General features: G+C 65.2%; 10 protein-coding genes and 2 rRNA genes (1 of these 12 cut by a window edge). 6 read left to right on the top strand and 6 right to left on the bottom strand.

What is annotated here, in order from left to right; translation table 11 throughout:
* The 6 genes from L2Y96_RS19580 to glpK all read left to right on the top strand — a co-directional run.
* Positions 1–857, top strand: a 23S ribosomal RNA gene (locus L2Y96_RS19580) (it extends 2,028 nt beyond the left edge of the window).
* Positions 858–977: 120 nt separating this feature from the next.
* Positions 978–1,092, top strand: a 5S ribosomal RNA gene (gene rrf / locus L2Y96_RS19575).
* A gap of 271 nt (positions 1,093–1,363) precedes the next feature.
* The gene (locus tag L2Y96_RS19570; protein ID WP_247329587.1) at positions 1,364–2,137 is read left to right on the top strand and encodes a DeoR family transcriptional regulator; all 774 of its coding nucleotides are present in this window, start codon (positions 1,364–1,366) and stop codon (positions 2,135–2,137) included.
* Positions 2,138–2,343: 206 nt separating this feature from the next.
* A complete protein-coding gene (glpD, locus tag L2Y96_RS19565) occupies positions 2,344–3,861 on the top strand; it encodes a glycerol-3-phosphate dehydrogenase (RefSeq protein ID WP_247329585.1) in 1,518 nt (505 codons plus the stop codon).
* Between the two features lie 42 nt (positions 3,862–3,903).
* A complete protein-coding gene (locus L2Y96_RS19560) occupies positions 3,904–4,740 on the top strand; it encodes an MIP/aquaporin family protein (protein ID WP_247337147.1) in 837 nt (278 codons plus the stop codon).
* 12 nt (positions 4,741–4,752) lie between these two features.
* Complete coding sequence (gene glpK / locus L2Y96_RS19555; protein ID WP_247329583.1) at positions 4,753–6,255, top strand: glycerol kinase GlpK; 1,503 nt, start codon at positions 4,753–4,755, stop codon at positions 6,253–6,255.
* A 95-nt stretch (positions 6,256–6,350) separates the two neighbouring features.
* Here the strand turns inward: glpK and L2Y96_RS19550 are convergent, their stop codons facing one another.
* The 6 genes from L2Y96_RS19550 to L2Y96_RS19525 all read right to left on the bottom strand — a co-directional run bounded on the left by L2Y96_RS19550 (position 6,351) and on the right by L2Y96_RS19525 (position 16,831).
* Positions 6,351–7,043: a hypothetical protein gene (locus L2Y96_RS19550; protein WP_247329581.1), complete on the bottom strand. Its 693-nt coding sequence runs from the start codon at positions 7,041–7,043 to the stop codon at positions 6,351–6,353.
* Between the two features lie 338 nt (positions 7,044–7,381).
* Positions 7,382–8,023 carry a hypothetical protein gene (locus L2Y96_RS19545; protein ID WP_247329580.1) on the bottom strand — a complete coding sequence of 214 codons (642 nt, stop codon included), beginning with the start codon at positions 8,021–8,023 and terminating at the stop codon, positions 7,382–7,384.
* A gap of 65 nt (positions 8,024–8,088) precedes the next feature.
* Positions 8,089–9,582 (bottom strand): efflux transporter outer membrane subunit, encoded by a 1,494-nt coding sequence (locus tag L2Y96_RS19540; protein ID WP_247329578.1) that lies wholly within the window; start codon positions 9,580–9,582, stop codon positions 8,089–8,091.
* Positions 9,579–12,647, bottom strand: coding sequence for an efflux RND transporter permease subunit (locus tag L2Y96_RS19535; protein ID WP_283248853.1), 3,069 nt, complete (start codon positions 12,645–12,647; stop codon positions 9,579–9,581). Before L2Y96_RS19535 ends, L2Y96_RS19540 begins: the two co-directional genes overlap by 4 nt.
* A gap of 3 nt (positions 12,648–12,650) precedes the next feature.
* Positions 12,651–15,701 (bottom strand): efflux RND transporter permease subunit, encoded by a 3,051-nt coding sequence (locus tag L2Y96_RS19530; RefSeq protein WP_247329576.1) that lies wholly within the window; start codon positions 15,699–15,701, stop codon positions 12,651–12,653.
* Positions 15,698–16,831: an efflux RND transporter periplasmic adaptor subunit gene (locus L2Y96_RS19525; protein WP_247329574.1), complete on the bottom strand. Its 1,134-nt coding sequence runs from the start codon at positions 16,829–16,831 to the stop codon at positions 15,698–15,700. Before L2Y96_RS19525 ends, L2Y96_RS19530 begins: the two co-directional genes overlap by 4 nt.
* Positions 16,832–16,855 lie beyond the last annotated feature (24 nt).

The following is a 16,855-nucleotide window of genomic DNA, read 5'->3' as shown; positions in this document are numbered from 1 at the left end:
CGGCAAGACGGAAAGACCCCGTGAACCTTTACTATAGCTTTACACTGAACGTTGAGTTCTTCTGTGTAGGATAGGTGGGAGGCTATGAAACCGAGACGCTAGTTTCGGTGGAGCCATCCTTGAAATACCACCCTGAAGTGCTTGACGTTCTAACCTAGGTCCGTAATCCGGATCGGGGACCGTGTATGGTGGGTAGTTTGACTGGGGCGGTCTCCTCCCAAAGAGTAACGGAGGAGCACGAAGGTACGCTCAGCGCGGTCGGACATCGCGCACTGTGTGCAAAGGCATAAGCGTGCTTGACTGCGAGATCGACGGATCAAGCAGGTACGAAAGTAGGTCTTAGTGATCCGGTGGTTCTGTATGGAAGGGCCATCGCTCAACGGATAAAAGGTACTCCGGGGATAACAGGCTGATACCGCCCAAGAGTTCATATCGACGGCGGTGTTTGGCACCTCGATGTCGGCTCATCACATCCTGGGGCTGTAGCCGGTCCCAAGGGTATGGCTGTTCGCCATTTAAAGTGGTACGCGAGCTGGGTTCAGAACGTCGTGAGACAGTTCGGTCCCTATCTGTCGTGGGCGTTGGAGATTTGAGAGGGGCTGCTCCTAGTACGAGAGGACCGGAGTGGACGTTCCGCTGGTGTTCGGGTTGTCATGCCCATGGCATTGCCCGGTAGCTACGAACGGAAGCGATAACCGCTGAAAGCATCTAAGCGGGAAGCGCGCCTCAAGATGAGATCTCCCGAGAGCTAGACTCTCCTTAAGGCACCATCAAGACTAGGTGGTTGATAGGCACGGTGTGGAAGTGCAGCAATGCATTGAGCTTACGTGTACTAATGAGCCGTGAGGCTTGACCATATAACCCCAAGACGCTTCACCGTCTTAACTCTTCAAGCTCGGTCCGTTTCATCCCGGACGCTTGTCACTCGTTTACACCCTCTGTGGAGCCGGCGCTCAATGCGCTGCTCCCACCCCTTCCCTGGCGGCTATAGCGGCGTGGTACCACCTGATCCCATCCCGAACTCAGAAGTGAAACGCGCATGCGCCGATGGTAGTGTGGCTCAAGCCATGCAAGAGTAGGTCACCGCCAGGGGCTTTATCCCAAAAACCCGGTCTCATCTGAGACCGGGTTTTTTCTTTGTCCAAAATCCGCATTCGCAGCCACATCATCCGCAATCGCACCGTAGGAGCCCACCCTGTGGGCGACATCTTTCGCGATAACGCCGCAGGCCCTGTGGCTCTTCCGCGAACGGCGTCGCCCACAGGGTGGGCTCCTACGCGAACGGCGTCGCCCACAGGGTGGGCTCCTACGCGAACGGCGTCGCCCACAGGGTGGGCTCCTACAAATGGGCTACGATTAGCCTATGAATACGGATCTACGCCTCAACCGACGCCAGGAAGAACTCATCGCGATCGTCCAGCGCGAAGGCTTCGTGGCGGTCGATGAGCTGGCCACGCATTTCGACGTGGCACCGCAAACCATTCGCCGCGACCTCAACCTGCTCGCCGACGGCGGCCTGATCCGCCGCTACCACGGCGGTGTGAGTGCGCCCAGCAGTATCGAAAACGTCGCTTACGCCGCACGCCAGACTCTGCAGGCCGCGGAAAAGAACCGCATTGCCCAGGCGATCGCCAGGCACATCCCCGATGGTTCGTCGCTATTCATCAACCTGGGCACGACCAACGAAGGCGTCGGCCGCGCGCTGCTCGAGCACCGCGACCTGCGCATCATCACCAACAACCTCAATATCGCCATCCTGCTCAGCGACAACCCGACCTTCGAGGTCATCGTCGCCGGCGGGGTAGTGCGTGGCCGTGACCACGGCGTCACCGGCGAGGCCACGATCGAGCTCATCCGCCAGTTCAAGGTCGACTACGGCATCATCGGTATCTCGGGCATCGAGCTCGATGGCACGCTCCTGGACTTCGACTTCCACGAAGTCCGCGTCGCCCAGACCATCATCGACCACTCGCGCCAGGTCTTCCTCGGCGCCGACCACACCAAGATCGGCCGCAATGCCATGGTGCGCCTGGGCGATTTCTCCCGCGTCGATGCCTGGTTCACCGATAAGACCCCACCCGAACCGCTCATCCCCGTACTCGACGCCGCCGGAACCCAACTCCACATCGCCGAATAGCGCCGGATTTGCGCTGCAGTGCAGCGTGCGATGTTCGTTTGTGTTCGAATATGCTCCTTTGACGCAGGCGAGTGATGGCTCGTGGTGTGAAATGTTCGTAAATGCGCAAGACGCGCGTGGGATTTCGTAAAAACGAACGTACCCGAACGTATTGGATCCCTTTCACGTCCAAGCCACCTCTCGCCCCTAGCCGAGCGGAGCGTGTGATGGTCGAGCAGGTCGATGTCCTGGTAATTGGCGGTGGCGTAAACGGCGTGGGCATTGCCCGCGACGCAGTAGGACGTGGCCTCAGTGTGTGGTTGTGCGAACGGGATGACCTGGCCTCGCATACGTCGAGTGCGGCAACCAAACTGATCCACGGTGGCTTGCGCTATCTCGAACAGTTCGAATTCGCCCTCGTGGGCAAAGCGCTCGCCGAGCGCGAGGTACTGCTACGCGCAGCACCGCACATCATCTGGCCGCTACGCTTCGTCCTCCCGCACCAGCCGCATCTACGCCCCGCGTGGATGATCCGTATCGGCCTGTTCCTCTACGACCACCTCGGCCGTGGTCGCCGCACGCTGCCGGGCTCGCGCCGCGTGCGCTTCGCCAAGCACGTCACCGGCGAGCCGATGCGTTCCGAGTTCACCCAGGGCTTCGTCTACTCCGATGCCTGGGTGCAGGATGCGCGCCTGGTCGTGCTGAATGCCATGGATGCCGTGCACCGCGGCGCCAAAATCGAAACCCATACCAAATGCATCAGCGCCCGCCGCGATGGGGATGGCTGGATCGCCGAACTCGAGAAGCGCGACGGCACCCGCCACTTCGTCCGCGCGCGCGCACTGGTGAACGCGGCTGGTCCGTGGGCTGCCAGCTTCCTTGATGAAGTGGCGCACGTGAAGCACACCCACACCCTGCGTCTCATCAAGGGCAGCCACATCGTGGTGCCCAAGATCTTCGACCATCGCTACGCATACATCTTCCAGCAGCCCGATCGCCGCATTGTCTTCGCCATCCCGTATGAGCGCGACTTCACCCTGATCGGCACCACCGACATCGAGTACAAGGCCGACCCGTCGCACCCGGTCATCGATGCGGAAGAAACCCAGTACCTCTGCGAAGCGGTCAACCGCTACTTCAAGAAGCAGCTCACCCCGAAGGACGTGGTCTGGAGCTACAGCGGCGTACGCCCGCTCCTTCAGGATGAAGCGGGCAGCGCCTCCGAAGTCACCCGCGACTACCTGCTGGATATCGACCAGACCGGTGGCGGCGCGCCGCTGCTCAACGTGTTCGGCGGCAAGCTCACCACGTTCCGCAAGCTCTCCGAAGAAGCCGTCGACAAACTCGCGCCGCTGCTGGGCAACGACAAGCCCGCGTGGACGGCCGATGCCCGTCCGCTACCCGGCGGTGGCGAGCGCGATATCGACGCGCTCACTGACGACCTGCGCGCCACGCGCCCGTGGTTGCCGGAAACCTTCGCCTGGCGTCTCACCCACATGTACGGCACGCGCGCTCGCGACCTGCTCGGCGAGGCCAACGGCATCGAAGCCCTCGGCACCCATTTCGGCTCGGACCTCTACCAGGCGGAAGTCGATTACCTGGTCCGTCACGAGTGGGCAACGGAGGCCGAGGATATCCTCTGGCGGCGTAGCAAGATCGGCTTGCGTGTCGGCCCCGAGGATGTGCAGCGCCTCACCGAATACCTGAATCATCGTGTCCCGAAAGGCACCACGACCAACCCGTAGCGCCACGGCGCTACCACCACCATGAAACCGATGGAGAGACGGATCATGCGGCAAAACATAGGCGAGCTGATATCAGAAGCCGTAGCGATGTTCATCATCATCGCATTCGGCGATTCCGTAGCATGCATGTACGTGCTCTACGACCCCAGTCCCTACCTCAACGCCTATTGGGGCGTGTGTATCGCGTGGGGCCTGGCCGTCACCATCGCGATCTACGCCACCGCCTCGGTGTCGGGCACGCACGCCAACCCGGCGGTGACCCTCGCGCTCGCGGTGTTCCGTGACTTCTCGTGGAAGAAGGTGGTGCCTTACTGGATCGCCCAGGTCATCGGTGCCTTCCTCGGCGCGGCGATCGTCTACGCCCTGTTCGGGCCGGTCATCGACCACTTCAACGAAACGCACAACCTCACGCGCGAAGCGGGCGGTGCCGCCGGTGTGTTCTTCACCCACCCGGGCCTGGCCATCACGCCGATGCACGCGCTGACCGACCAGATCATCCTCACGGCGTTCCTCCTGTTCGGCATCTTCGCGATCACCGAGCAGTACAACGAGACCGCGCCGGGCGCCAACAGCGGCGCGCTGATCATCGGCCTGCTGGTTGCCACCATTGGTGCCTCGATGGGTTACCTCGAAGCCTGGGCGATCAATCCCGCCCGTGACTTCGGCCCGCGCCTCTTCGCCTACTTCGCTGGCTGGGGTTCGTCGGCCCTGCCGTCGCCGGACAACTACTGGTGGGTGCCCATCGTCGGTCCGCTGATCGGCGGCGTCGTCGGTGGCGGCGCATACCAGCTGCTCATCCATCCGTTCCTGCCGGCCCGCCAGCGTGCGCTCGAAGAAGCGCGCCAGGCAGCCCAGCGCAATTCCTCCCCCAACCGTTAACCGAGGCCCGCCATGGACAAGAAGTACATCCTGGCGATCGACCAGGGCACGACCAGCTCGCGCACCATCCTGTTCGATCACGACGGCAATATCGCCGGCACCGCGCAGCGCGAATTCACCCAGATCTTCCCGCAGCCGGGCTGGGTGGAACACAACCCGCGCGAGATCATGACCAGCGTGCTCTCGACGATGACCGAGGTCGTCAGCAGCACCGGTATAGACGCCAGCTGCATCGAAGGCATCGGCATCACCAACCAGCGCGAAACCGCGGTGGTGTGGGACAAGGCCACCGGCCAGCCGATCTACAACGCGATCGTGTGGCAGTCGCGCCAGACCGCCGACATCTGCGAGCGGTTGAAGAAGGAAGGCCACGACCAGATGGTCCGCGACAAGACGGGCCTGCTGATCGACGCCTACTTCGCCGGTACCAAGGTGCGCTGGATCCTCGATCACGTGGAAGGGGCCCAGGAGCGCGCCGAGAAGGGCGAACTGCTGTTCGGCACCATCGATACGTGGGTCATCTGGAACCTCACCGGCGGCAAGGTGCACGTCACCGATTACACCAACGCCTCGCGCACGCTCATGTACAACATCTACGAGCGCAAGTGGGACGACGAGCTGTTGAAGATGCTCAACGTGCCGAAGGCGATGTTGCCCGAGGTGAAGTCGAGCAGCGAGGTGTACGGCAACGCGCAGGCGAAGCATTTCTTCGGCCGCGAAGTGCCCATCGCTGGTATCGCTGGCGACCAGCAGGCGGCGCTGTTCGGCCAGGCCTGTTTCGAACCGGGTCTTGCGAAGAACACCTACGGCACCGGCTGCTTCATGCTCATGAACACCGGCGAGAAGGCGGTGCCGTCGAAGAACGGCCTGCTCACCACCATCGCGTGGGGCCTCGACGGCAAGGTGGAATACGCGCTGGAAGGCAGCATCTTCGTCGCCGGCTCGGTCATCCAGTGGCTGCGCGATGGCCTGCGCATGCTTGGCAAAGCGGCGGATTCGCAGGACTACGCCGAACGCGCGAAGGACAACGATGGCGTGTACTTCGTACCGGCGTTCGTCGGTCTCGGCGCGCCGTACTGGAAGAGCGATGTACGCGGTGCCATCTTCGGCCTCAGCCGCGGCACCACGAAAGAGCAGTTCATCCGCGCCGCGCTCGAATCCATGGCCTACCAGACCCGCGATGTGCTCGAAGCGATGCAGAGTGATTCCGGCATCAGCCTGAAGGAACTGCGCGCCGACGGTGGCGCCATCGCCAACGACTTCATGGCGCAGTTCCAGGCCGACATCCTAGACGTCACGCTGCTCCGCCCGAAGGTGCAGGAAACTACCGCGCAAGGTGCTGCCTACCTGGCCGGCCTCGCCGTCGGTTTCTGGAAGAGCAAGGAAGACATCGCCAAGCGCTGGGCGGTGGATCGCGAGTTCAAGCCGAAGATGAGCAAGGACACCCGCGACGACCTGTACGACGGCTGGAAGCAGGCCGTAAACGCCACCATGGGCTTCAAACCCCGTAACTAAAGCGTCCACGGCTCTTGTAGGAGCGTGCTTGCACGCGATGGGTCTTGCCGCAGTCCCGAATCGCGCGCAAGCGCGCTCCTACAACGGCGGGCGCTTTAATTTGAAACGTGTGCGGCTTCCATCTCGGTGGTGCGGCGCACGCCCATCACGCCTTTCGACGTGAACTCCTCGAACACCTCCTTCACCGCGCGCTTCGCGGAAGGCACGTACCACAGCGCACGATACGTGCGGCCCGACGCTTCATGCGGCGGCGCCACCGGGCCGGTGACCGGCCGCGACGGATCGGCCTTGCCAGTGGTCATGCCACTCCACGTCCCTTCCGCTTCCACCTTCAGCGCGTGGAACTTGCCCGCGGGCACCTCGATGTCTTCCCATCCAACCACCGTGTAATGCGCGGTCCAGGTCTCGGTGGCGTACATCGGGTTCGGGTGAGCTGCGGTGTAACTCACATCCCAGGCTTTGCCTTCCGCCAGCGGGAAAGCAAACGGCTTGTCGGCCAGCACGGGCTTGCCACTGACTTCGTGCGAATGGCTCCAGTCGGTACTCACCAACTCCTCGACCGGCGGCGCCGACGAGCCGGTGTGCGAGTTCTCGACGTACATGGAGGTTTTGACGATGCGGGCGACCTTGCTATCAAATTCGCTGTGCTCAACCTTCGAGCCCTTTTCCAGCGTCGCCCGGAACGTCCAGGCATCCCCCGCCTGCAGGCGGGGCGTATCCACGCCATCATCGGCATGACTCGCAGGCACGACAAAGAGCAGGCCGAAAACGAGCGGCAAACGAAGCATGTGCGTTGTTCCCCTGGTGTGGTGGTCCATTCCCCAGGGCGAGTCTAGCGCCGCGCCCGGCGCCCCGCCTATCCAGCAAAATCTTGCGACACCGCCGCCGCAGGAGCGAGCTCGCCCGCGATCCCGCCTGCGGCAATCTCCCAGCGCCCAGCCGTAGGAGCCCACCCTGTGGGCGACGCCTTTCGTACAGCCGCCACAGGGTCTGCAGCTCTTCCGCGAAAGATGTCGCCCACAGGGTGGGCTCCTACGGGGGCGGTAAATCCCATCCGATGAGGAAGGATTCGTTCGCACTACCAGCGGCGATAGGTCGTGCCGGTGTGATCGCGCGCAAGCTCGGCCTACAGGTTGCAAGCGCCTTCGACGTGCGGGAGTGTCCAGGAGTTGTCCCGGCGGTAGCCGGTCAACGTAAGGCCGGAAACGTGCGCAATGGTCTCCGGCCCCTTCTCGTAGCGCACATCCAGGCGCTCATGCGCATCGTCGACGCGAACAAATACGTACGCGCTATCGCGCCCATACGGATCGACCGTGCCAATCTTACGGAAGCCAAGCTTATCCATCGCCTTTTCGACACTCGCGAGAGACAACTGGCCTTCGGGATCCGTACCGCTAACGCTGAGCTCCGATCGGGAACCCTGCTTCAGACTAATGCCCGCGTCTTCGGTCCACGCCGATGTCTTGCCATCCTCGAAACGAGACGTCTGCAAGCGCGTACCCCAGCGGAACGCCCCATCTGAAGAAAAAGCTTCCACCGACGTCCATGGATCGATGCGTTGCGGTTTGTCCCCGTCAGGCAAACGAAACATCGCATGCCACGATGCCGAATCGACAAACCCATGACCATCCGCGATCAGCGGACACAACGTGCGCCAAACCCCAGCGTAACCACCCGGAACACCTTCGGCGATCGATAGCACTGGAAACGCGCTGAGGCTTAAGAACGCTAACCCTCTTGCAAGCAACTGAATGCGATATCGGAACATGCCATCCTCCGTGAACAATCCATGGCGTGCCAGAAGGGTAGCAGCCATCGCGCGCAAGCGCGCTCCTACAGGTCGCTTGCGGCGGTGGCGATGCGGAGCTTTACGCTGGCCATCGCTTCCTGCGCCTGGGCATCGGCGGCGTTCTTTGTCGCGATGGCGTCGCTGATGTCGTCGGTCAGCACGTCCGACTGGCTGGCGGTACCGGCGGCTTGCTGCGCCTTGCGATTCGAAAGCAGGGTGGCCTGGCGTGCCTGCACCTGCTCCTGGACGCGGCGCTGTTCGCCGAGGTGGTTGAGCGACGAGAGATCGTCTTCGACTTCCTGCATCGCACCGAGCACCGTCTGCCGGTAGGCGGCGACAGCGGCATCGTAGCCGGCCCGCGCCTGCGCTTCGCGTGAGCGTCGCGCGCCGCCGTCAAACACGCTGGCCACCAGCGCCGGGCCAAGCGACCAGATCTGGTTGGGCGCGCTGAACAGATGCGACATGGAGCTGCCCTGGTAACCGCCGCTCGCGGTGAGGTCCATGGACGGGAACCACGCCGCTACAGCGACGCCAATCTGCGCATTCGCCGCAGCCATCTGCCGTTCGGCAGCGGCGATATCAGGCCGCGCCCGCAGCACCTGCGATGGCACGCTCGCCGGCACGGGCGGCGCCGTGAACTGGTACGCAGGGCGCGGTGCCAGCGTAAACGCTGCAGGCGTGCTCCCACTCAATACCGCCACGGCATGCTCGGCCTGCTCGCGCGAGATGCGCGCGGTGGTAAGTGCCACCGTCGCCTGATCCAACGCATTACGCGCAGACAAGACGTCGTCGAACGATGCCGTCCCGATAGTGTGGGCAGCCTCGGTGGTGTCCCGTAGCGCCCGGTAAAGCGTGACCTGACGCTCCAGCAAGCCGATATCGATATCGAGCTGGCGAACCGAAAGATAGGTGGTGATCAACGTACCCACGGTGCTCAGCCGCTGCGCACGCCACCTGCTACCCGCCGCATCCGCCGTCGCCTGGCTTGCGCGCGCCTGCTGCCGCACGCCGCCCCACAGATCGGGCTCCCAGCTCGCATTCGCCTGGAACGCCACGCTCGTTGTGACGCTACCCCCCAGCCCATCGATGCCTCCCGGCACCATCTGGCGCAACGCGTTGCTACCGCGGCTACCGCTCGCACCGACGCCAAGCTGGGGCATCGCGGCGGCGCGCGCCTCGCCCACGGCAGCCACGGCCTGGCGCCAGTTCGCTTCGGCCTGCGCGACGCCCGGGTTTGCGGCCAGTGCGCGGTCCACGAGAGCGTCAAGCTCGGCATCGCCGTACGCCTTCCACCACGCACCATCGCCCACGGCGGTATCGCCTGGCGATACGCGCTGCCATGTCACGCCCGCCTCCATGAACGACGCCGGCACGTCCGGCGCCGGGGGCCGGTAAGTAGGCCCCACCGTACAGGCGGAAAGCCCGGTCAGGGCGAACAGGCACGCACAACGAAGGCGTAGGGAAGCACGACGCGGAAGGGCAGGACGAACGGGTACGAACGATCGGACGGGACGAAAAACACTCAGGCGACGGATCATGGCGTGGCATCCGGCAGCGCGCGCTGGCGATGCCAGCGTTCGATGCATAGGTAAATGGCAGGGGTGGAGTAGAGGGTGAGCAACTGGCTCAACAGCAGGCCGCCGATAATCGCGACGCCCAGCGGGTGGCGGAACTCCGAGCCGTAGCCGCCGCCGACGACCAGCGGCACGGCGCCGAGCACGGCGGCAAGCGTGGTCATGAGGATCGGCCGCAGGCGGGCCAGGCTCGCGCGGTAGATCGCTTCTTCCGGGCCGAGACCGTGCTCGCGTTCTTCCACCAGCGCGAAGTCGATCATCATGATCGCGTTCTTCTTCACGATGCCGATCAGCAGGATGATCGCGATCAGCGCGATGACTGTGAACTCGTACCCACACAGCAGCAACGCGAGCAGCGCACCCGCGCCCGCCGAAGGAAGCGTCGAAAGCACCGTCAGCGGGTGCCGGAAGCTTTCATAGAGGATGCCGAGCACGATGTAGACCGCCGCGAGCGCCGCGATCAGCAACACCGGCATGGTGCGAATCGTCTCCGCGAACGCGCCCGCGCTACCGCCGAAGCCGGCATGCACGCCCGGGGGAAGGTGCATGCCATCAACGGTAGCCATGATCTTCGTGCGAACGGCGCCGATGGACGCGCCCGACTTCAGGTTGAACGAGAGCGTGACCGAAGGAAACTGGCCCTGGTGCGAAATGGCGATGGCGGCCGGCGTCGTGCTGAAATGCGCGACCGCAGCGAGCGGCACCAACTGCGCCGGCGTGGTACTAGTCGGCACATACAGTTTGCGCAGCGCCTCGGGCGATTGCCAGAACCGCGGTGCCAGCGCCATCACCACGTGGTACTGGTTCAGGGCCTTGTACATCGTCGATACCTGGCGCTGGCCAAACGCGTCGTACAACGCCTGGTCGATCGCCGCGATATCCACATGCAGGCGAGCGGCCGCCTCGCGATCGATCTGCAAGGTAGCACCCAGGCTGCGGTCCTGCCGATCGGTCGCCACGTCCGCCAGTTCCGGCATCGCGCGCATCGCAGCCTCCACGCGTGGTATCACCTCGTCGAGTTGCCCGGACGAAGCGGCCGACAAGGTGTACTGGTACTGCGCCGCGGTCTGCCTGCCGCCCACGGCAATATCCTGGATGGCCTGCAGGGTGACGGTGACACCTGCATCCTTCGCAAAGCGCTGGCGCGCCCGTTCCATGACGGCGGCGGCACTGGATTTGCGCGGCTCGCCGAGTGGCTTCAGCGTGATGTAGACGGCGCCGGTGTTGTTTGCGTTCACGCCGCTTCCGCCGACGAAGCCAAACACGTTCTCCACATCGGGATCACGGCGCAGCGCCTCGGCCACGCCCTGGAAACGCCGCTGCATCTCGGCGAACGAGATATTCTGCGGCGCGAGCACCTGGCCGATCAGCAGGCCGGTGTCCTGTTGCGGAAAGAAGCCCTTGGGTATCGCCACCATCAGGCCTACCGTCGCCAGCATCGCCAGCACGGTTATGCCCACCATCGTCCGTGGGTGGCGCAGGGCTGTGCGCAGGCTTCGGCCATACCAGCCATCGTCACGGGCGCCGTGGGCATGCGTGGCATCACCGGGTCGCAGCAACATGCCGCTCATCACCGGCGTAAGCGTGAGCGACACCAGCATGGAGATCACGATGGCCGCCGAAAGCGTCACGGCAAACTCGCGGAACAGGCGGCCGACCAGTCCACCCATCAACAGCAACGGGATGAACACGGCCACCAGCGAGACGCTGATGCTGAGCACGGTGAAGCCCACTTCACCCGCGCCATCCAGTGCGGCCTGCACGCGCGATTTGCCCATGGCGAGGTGGCGCATGATGTTCTCGACCACCACGATGGCATCGTCGACCACGAAGCCGGTGGCGATGGTCAACGCCATCAGCGAAAGAATATCGAGGCTGTAACCGAGCGCCCACATCACGGCAAACGTGCCGAGCAGTGAGAGTGGCACCGCGATCGCCGGCACCAGCGTCGCGCGCCAGTCGCGGAAAAAAAACCACGTCACGAGCACCACCAGCAACACGGAAACCAGCAGGGTGAGCTCCACATCGTGCAGCGAAGCGCGGATGGTCTGGGTGCGATCAAGCACGGGGCGCAGCTGGATGTTCGCGGGGATGGATGCCTGAAGCTCCGGCAGCATCGCGCGAAGCCGCTCGACCGTGGCGACCACGTTGGAGCCGGGTCGCTTGCTGATGATGATGGCCACGGCCGATTCGCCATCGACGGTGCCCCAGTTGCGCAGGTTCTCCAGGCTATCGCTCACCTCGCCCAGGTCGGCGAGACGCACCTGCGCACCGTCCTTTGTCCTCACTACCAGCGGGGCGAACGATGCCGCATCGCCCAGCGCATCGTTTGCAGCCACCGCCGCCGAGCGCCCCGCGTGATCAAGCTGGCCCTTCGGGCCGTTGGCGTTCGCCGCGGCGAGTACCTGGCGCACATCCTCCAGGGCGATACCGTGGTGATTGAGCTTGTCGGGATCGAGTTCGGCGCGCACGGCCGGGAGAGAACCACCACCGACCATCACATCGCCCACGCCATCGGTTTGCAGCAGGCGCTGCTGCAACACCGTCGACGCGGCGTCGTACATCTGGGCGATGCTGGCAGTCTTCGAGGTGAGCGCCAATACGAGTACCGGCGCCTCGGCGGGGTTCACCTTGCGGTAGGTGGGATTGCCGGAGAGATCGGCCGGCAAGCGGCTACGCGCGGCGTTGATCGCCGCCTGCACGTCGCGCGAGGCGCCATCGATATCGCGGCCCAGGTCGAACTGCAACACGATGCGCACCGAGCCCGCATAGCTCGTGGAGGTCATTTCGGTAATGCCCGCGATGCTCGTGAACTGCCGCTCCAGCGGCAAGGCGACGGCACTGGCCACCGTCCCCGGATCCGCACCAGGCAGCGTTGCTGTGACGGCGATCGTCGGGAACTCCACTTCGGGCAGCGAAGCCACGGGCAACGCGCGGAAGGCCAGCACGCCAGCGAGTGCCAGGGCCACTGCGAGCAGGGTGCTCGCGACGCGGCGCGTGACGAAGGGCGCGGAAAGGTTCAGTGCCATAGCTCAGATCCGGCTCGCCACGGCACGCTCGGCGCGGTGCAGGCTCAGGTAGATCGCCGGCGTGGTGAAGAGCGTCAGCACCTGGCTCACCACCAGGCCGCCGATGATCGCGACGCCAAGCGGGTGGCGCAGTTCGGCGCCCATGCCGCCACCCAGTGCCAGCGGCACGGCGCCGAGCAACGACGCGAGCGTGGTCATCAGGATCGGCCGGAACCGCAGCTCGCAGGCCTCACGGATCGCCGCCAGTGGGTCCATGCCCTCGCGCTCACGGGCGATCGCGAAGTCGATCATCATGATCGCATTCTTCATCACGATGCCGATCAGGAGCACCACGCCGATCAGCGCGATGATGTCGAAATCGAGCCGGCAGACGCCAAGCGCGAGCGCGGCGCCGAGCGCTGCTGAAGGCAGGGTGGAAAGAATCGTCAGCGGATGGATGAAACTTTCGTACAGGTAGCCGAGGGTGAGGTACACCACCACGATCGCTGCGAGAAGCAGCGCCACCTGGCCATCCAGCGCATCGGCGAAGCTGCCCAGCGTACCCTGCATATTCAGCCGAACCGAAGCCGGAAGCTTCGCCGTATCCACATGGGTATGCACGTGCGCCACCGCCTTGTCGAGCGAGACGCCTGGCGCAAGGTCGAACGACAGATCCACGTACGGGAACTGGCGTTCGCGCATGAGCACCACGGGCGCGTCGTCACCGCCGGTGCGAGCCACCGCGGCGAGCGGTACCGGGACGCCTCCCGTGCCGGGCACGTACAGCGCGCGCAAGGCCGCCTCGGGCGCCACGTCGTGCGTGCGTGCGGCGACCACCACGTGGTACTGCGACAGGTCGGTGTAGATCGTCGACACCTGCTGCTGGCCAAAGGCGGCATACAAGGCCGCGTCGATCGCCTGCACGGTCACGCCCAGCTGCGCGGCGCGGCCGCGATCGATCGTGAGCGCCACGCGTGGGCCACGCTCCAGCGCATCGCTATGCACGTGGGTAAATACGGGATCCGTGCGCATCCCGGCGAGCACACGGCGTGCGGAGTCGACGAGTGCGGCACCGTCCGCGGAAGCAAGGCCTACCGCATACATCGACGAGCCGGCCTGTGTATCCAGCGTCAGGTCCTGCACGGAGTGGAGATTCAACGTGGCGGGATCCGGGTTGGTAGCGACGGCGTGGGCGAGACGCGCGATCACCTCCGCCGCGGGCTCGCCGCCTTCACCGCGAGGGCGCAAGCGCACCTGGACAGGCGCGGTGCCTGGCATCGGGTTGGTCTGGTCGATGCCGAGCGACGACGAGACGCCGGCCACCGCCGGGTCGCGCAGGAGGGTGTCGATGGCGGCCGCCTGCAGCTCGCGCATGCGGGCGAACGACGCATCGACGGGGCCTTTCACCGCACCCTGCAGCAGCCCGGTGTCCTGCACGGGGAACAGGCCTTTGGGCAGCAGCACGAGCGTGCCCAGCGTCGCGAGCGTCGCCACGGCCACCGCAAGCAACATGGCGCGGCGTGCCTGCAGCGCGCGGCCGAGCCAGCGCATATAGGCGCCTTCGAGCCGCGCAAGCCAGCCCGGGCCCGCATGGTTCTGCTTGCGCAGCAGCCGCGCGCAAAGCGTCGGGGTGAGGGTGAGCGTGATGATGGCCGAGATGATGATCGCCGCCGACAGCGTCACAGCGAACTCGCGGAACAAGCGGCCGACCACATCGCCCATGAACAGCAACGGGATCAGCACGGCGATGAGCGCGAGCGAAAGCGAGACAATCGTGAAGCCCACCTCGCCCGCGCCTTCCAGGGCGGCGGTGCGAGGCTCCGCGCCGTCATCGATATGCCGTGCGACGTTCTCGATCATTACGATCGCATCGTCGACCACGAAGCCCGTGGCCACGGTCAGCGCCATCAGCGTGAGGTTGTTGAGGCTGAAGCCGAGCGCGTAGGTGGCAGCCACCGTGCCCACCAGCGATACCGGCACGGCAATCGCCGGGACCAGCGTGGCGCGCCAGTCACCGAGAAACACCCACACGGTGGCGATCACCAGCAGCAACGCGAACAGCAACTCCATCTCCACGTCGTGCACCGAGGCGCGGATGCTACCCGTGCGGTCGTTGAGGACGGCCAGCTTCACGTTCGCGGGCAGGCTGGCGCCGAGGTCCGCCAGCGCCGCGGTAATGCGGTCCACCGTGGCCACCACGTTTGCGCCCGGCTGGCGCTGGATACTGATCAGGATCGCGGGCTGGCGGTCAGCCAGCGCGGCCTGTCGGCTGTCTTCCGCGCCTTCGGCCACGACTCCGATATCGCGCAGGTGGATCAGGGCGCTCTCGCGTGCCGCCAGCACCACGCCGGCAAATCCATCCGCGTCGGCAAGCTGATCATTCGCGCCTACCGCGTAGGAGAGCTGCTCGCCGTCGATGGAGCCCTTCGCGCCATTCACGCTACCGGCCTGGATCGCCGAGGTGACATTCGCGAGCGTGAGCCCATGCTGGTTCAACGCCGGCATATCCACGCCGACGCGTACGGCAGGGCGTTCACCACCGCTCACCGTGACGCGGCCCACGCCCGGCATCTGCGAGATGGCTTGCGCGATACGTGTCTCCGCCAGTTCCTGTACACGCGTCAGCGGGAGCTGCGGCGAGGTCATCGAGAGCGTGAGCACCGGGGGATCCGCCGGGTTCACCTTGCTGTAGACCGGGGGGTAGGGCAGGTCCTTTGGAAGGTACGCGTTGGCGGCATTGATGGCGGCCTGCACTTCCTGTTCCGCTTCATCCAGCGGCGTCGAAAGGTCGAACGTCAGCGTGATCACCGAAGCGCCGAGCGCACTGCTCGAGTCCATCCGCTGCAGGCCCGCCATCTGGCCGAGCTGGCGCTCCAGTGGTGACGTCACGCTCGATGCGGTGACGTCCGGGCTGCTGCCGGGCAGGTTGGTGTAGACCTGGATCGTCGGGTAATCCACCTCGGGCAGCGCGGAGACCGGCAAGGCACGCCAGCCGAGGATGCCGGCGAGCAGCACGGCGGCCATAAGCAAGGCGGTGGCGACCGGCCGCTGGATGAAGGGGCGCGAGAGGTTCATGGGTGGGCCGGTTCGCTCACGCGTGCGCCATCGGTGAGCGCATCGGCACCCGCCACCACCACGGACTCACCGGCACGCCACGCCGCGCCACTGGCGGTGGGGGTGATGACCGTGGCATCGCCATCCGACGGGCCCGTCGACACCGTGCGCATCACGGCCTTGCCTTGCACCACCGTGTAGACGAACGCGCCGTGCGCGCCGCGCTGGATCGCACGCGACGGTACGATGCTCGCGCCGTGCAACACCGCCACGCGCAGCCGCGCGTTGACGAACTGGTTGGGATAGAGCGCGCGGTCGGTATTCGGGAAGAGGGCGCGCACGGTGACTGTGCCCGTCGTCGCATCTACGCGGTTATCGACAGCCTCGAGCACGCCGCTGGCCAGTGCCTTGCCAGCGCGATCGGATAGGTCAACCGGCACCTCGCCAGCGTGCATCGCGGCGAGCACCTGGCCCAGTTCGTCCTCGGTCACCGCGAACTTCACGCTGATCGGCGAGACCGTCGCGAGCGTCACGATGCCATTGGTATCCGAAGGCGAAACCAGATTACCGACGTCCACCGCGCGCAGGCCGGTCACGCCAGTGATGGGCGCCGTCACCTTCGTGTAGCCGAGCTGCACGGCCAGGTTATCGCGCTGGCCGCGATCGCTAAGGACCGTGCCCTGGGCCTGTGCCACGGCGGCAGCCTGCGTATCGACCTGCTGCTGCGTCACCGAGCCGATCTTCACCAGCGCCTGGTAGCGGACGAGATCGGCCTGCGCGTTGCGCAACGCGGCTTCGTCGCGCTGCAGGGCGCCTTCCGCGGCGAGCACCTGTGCGCGCAGCGCGCGGTCATCGATGGTGGCGAGCACATCGCCCGCGCTCACCACCTGGCCTTCGCGGAAGCGCAGCCCGGTCAGCGTGCCGCCGACCTGCGTGCGCACGGTCACCGTCTGCGTGGGCGTCACGGTGCCGATCGCGCTGACGTAGACCGGCACATCGCGCAGGGCGACGGGGGCCGTAGCGATCACGCGCGGCGGTTCGACCGGCGCCGGGGCGGCACGGCGGTGGTGGATCCAGGCGACGATGGCCAGGAGGGCAACGGCAACGAGGGCCATGCTGGCGACACGCCAGCGGCTGCGAGGCTTCTTCACGGACGACTCCGGGGATGGGGATGG

The organism is Luteibacter aegosomaticola (genome assembly GCF_023078475.1).
Taxonomy (GTDB): domain Bacteria; phylum Pseudomonadota; class Gammaproteobacteria; order Xanthomonadales; family Rhodanobacteraceae; genus Luteibacter; species Luteibacter aegosomaticola.
This window is presented reverse-complemented; position numbering and strand designations above follow the sequence as displayed.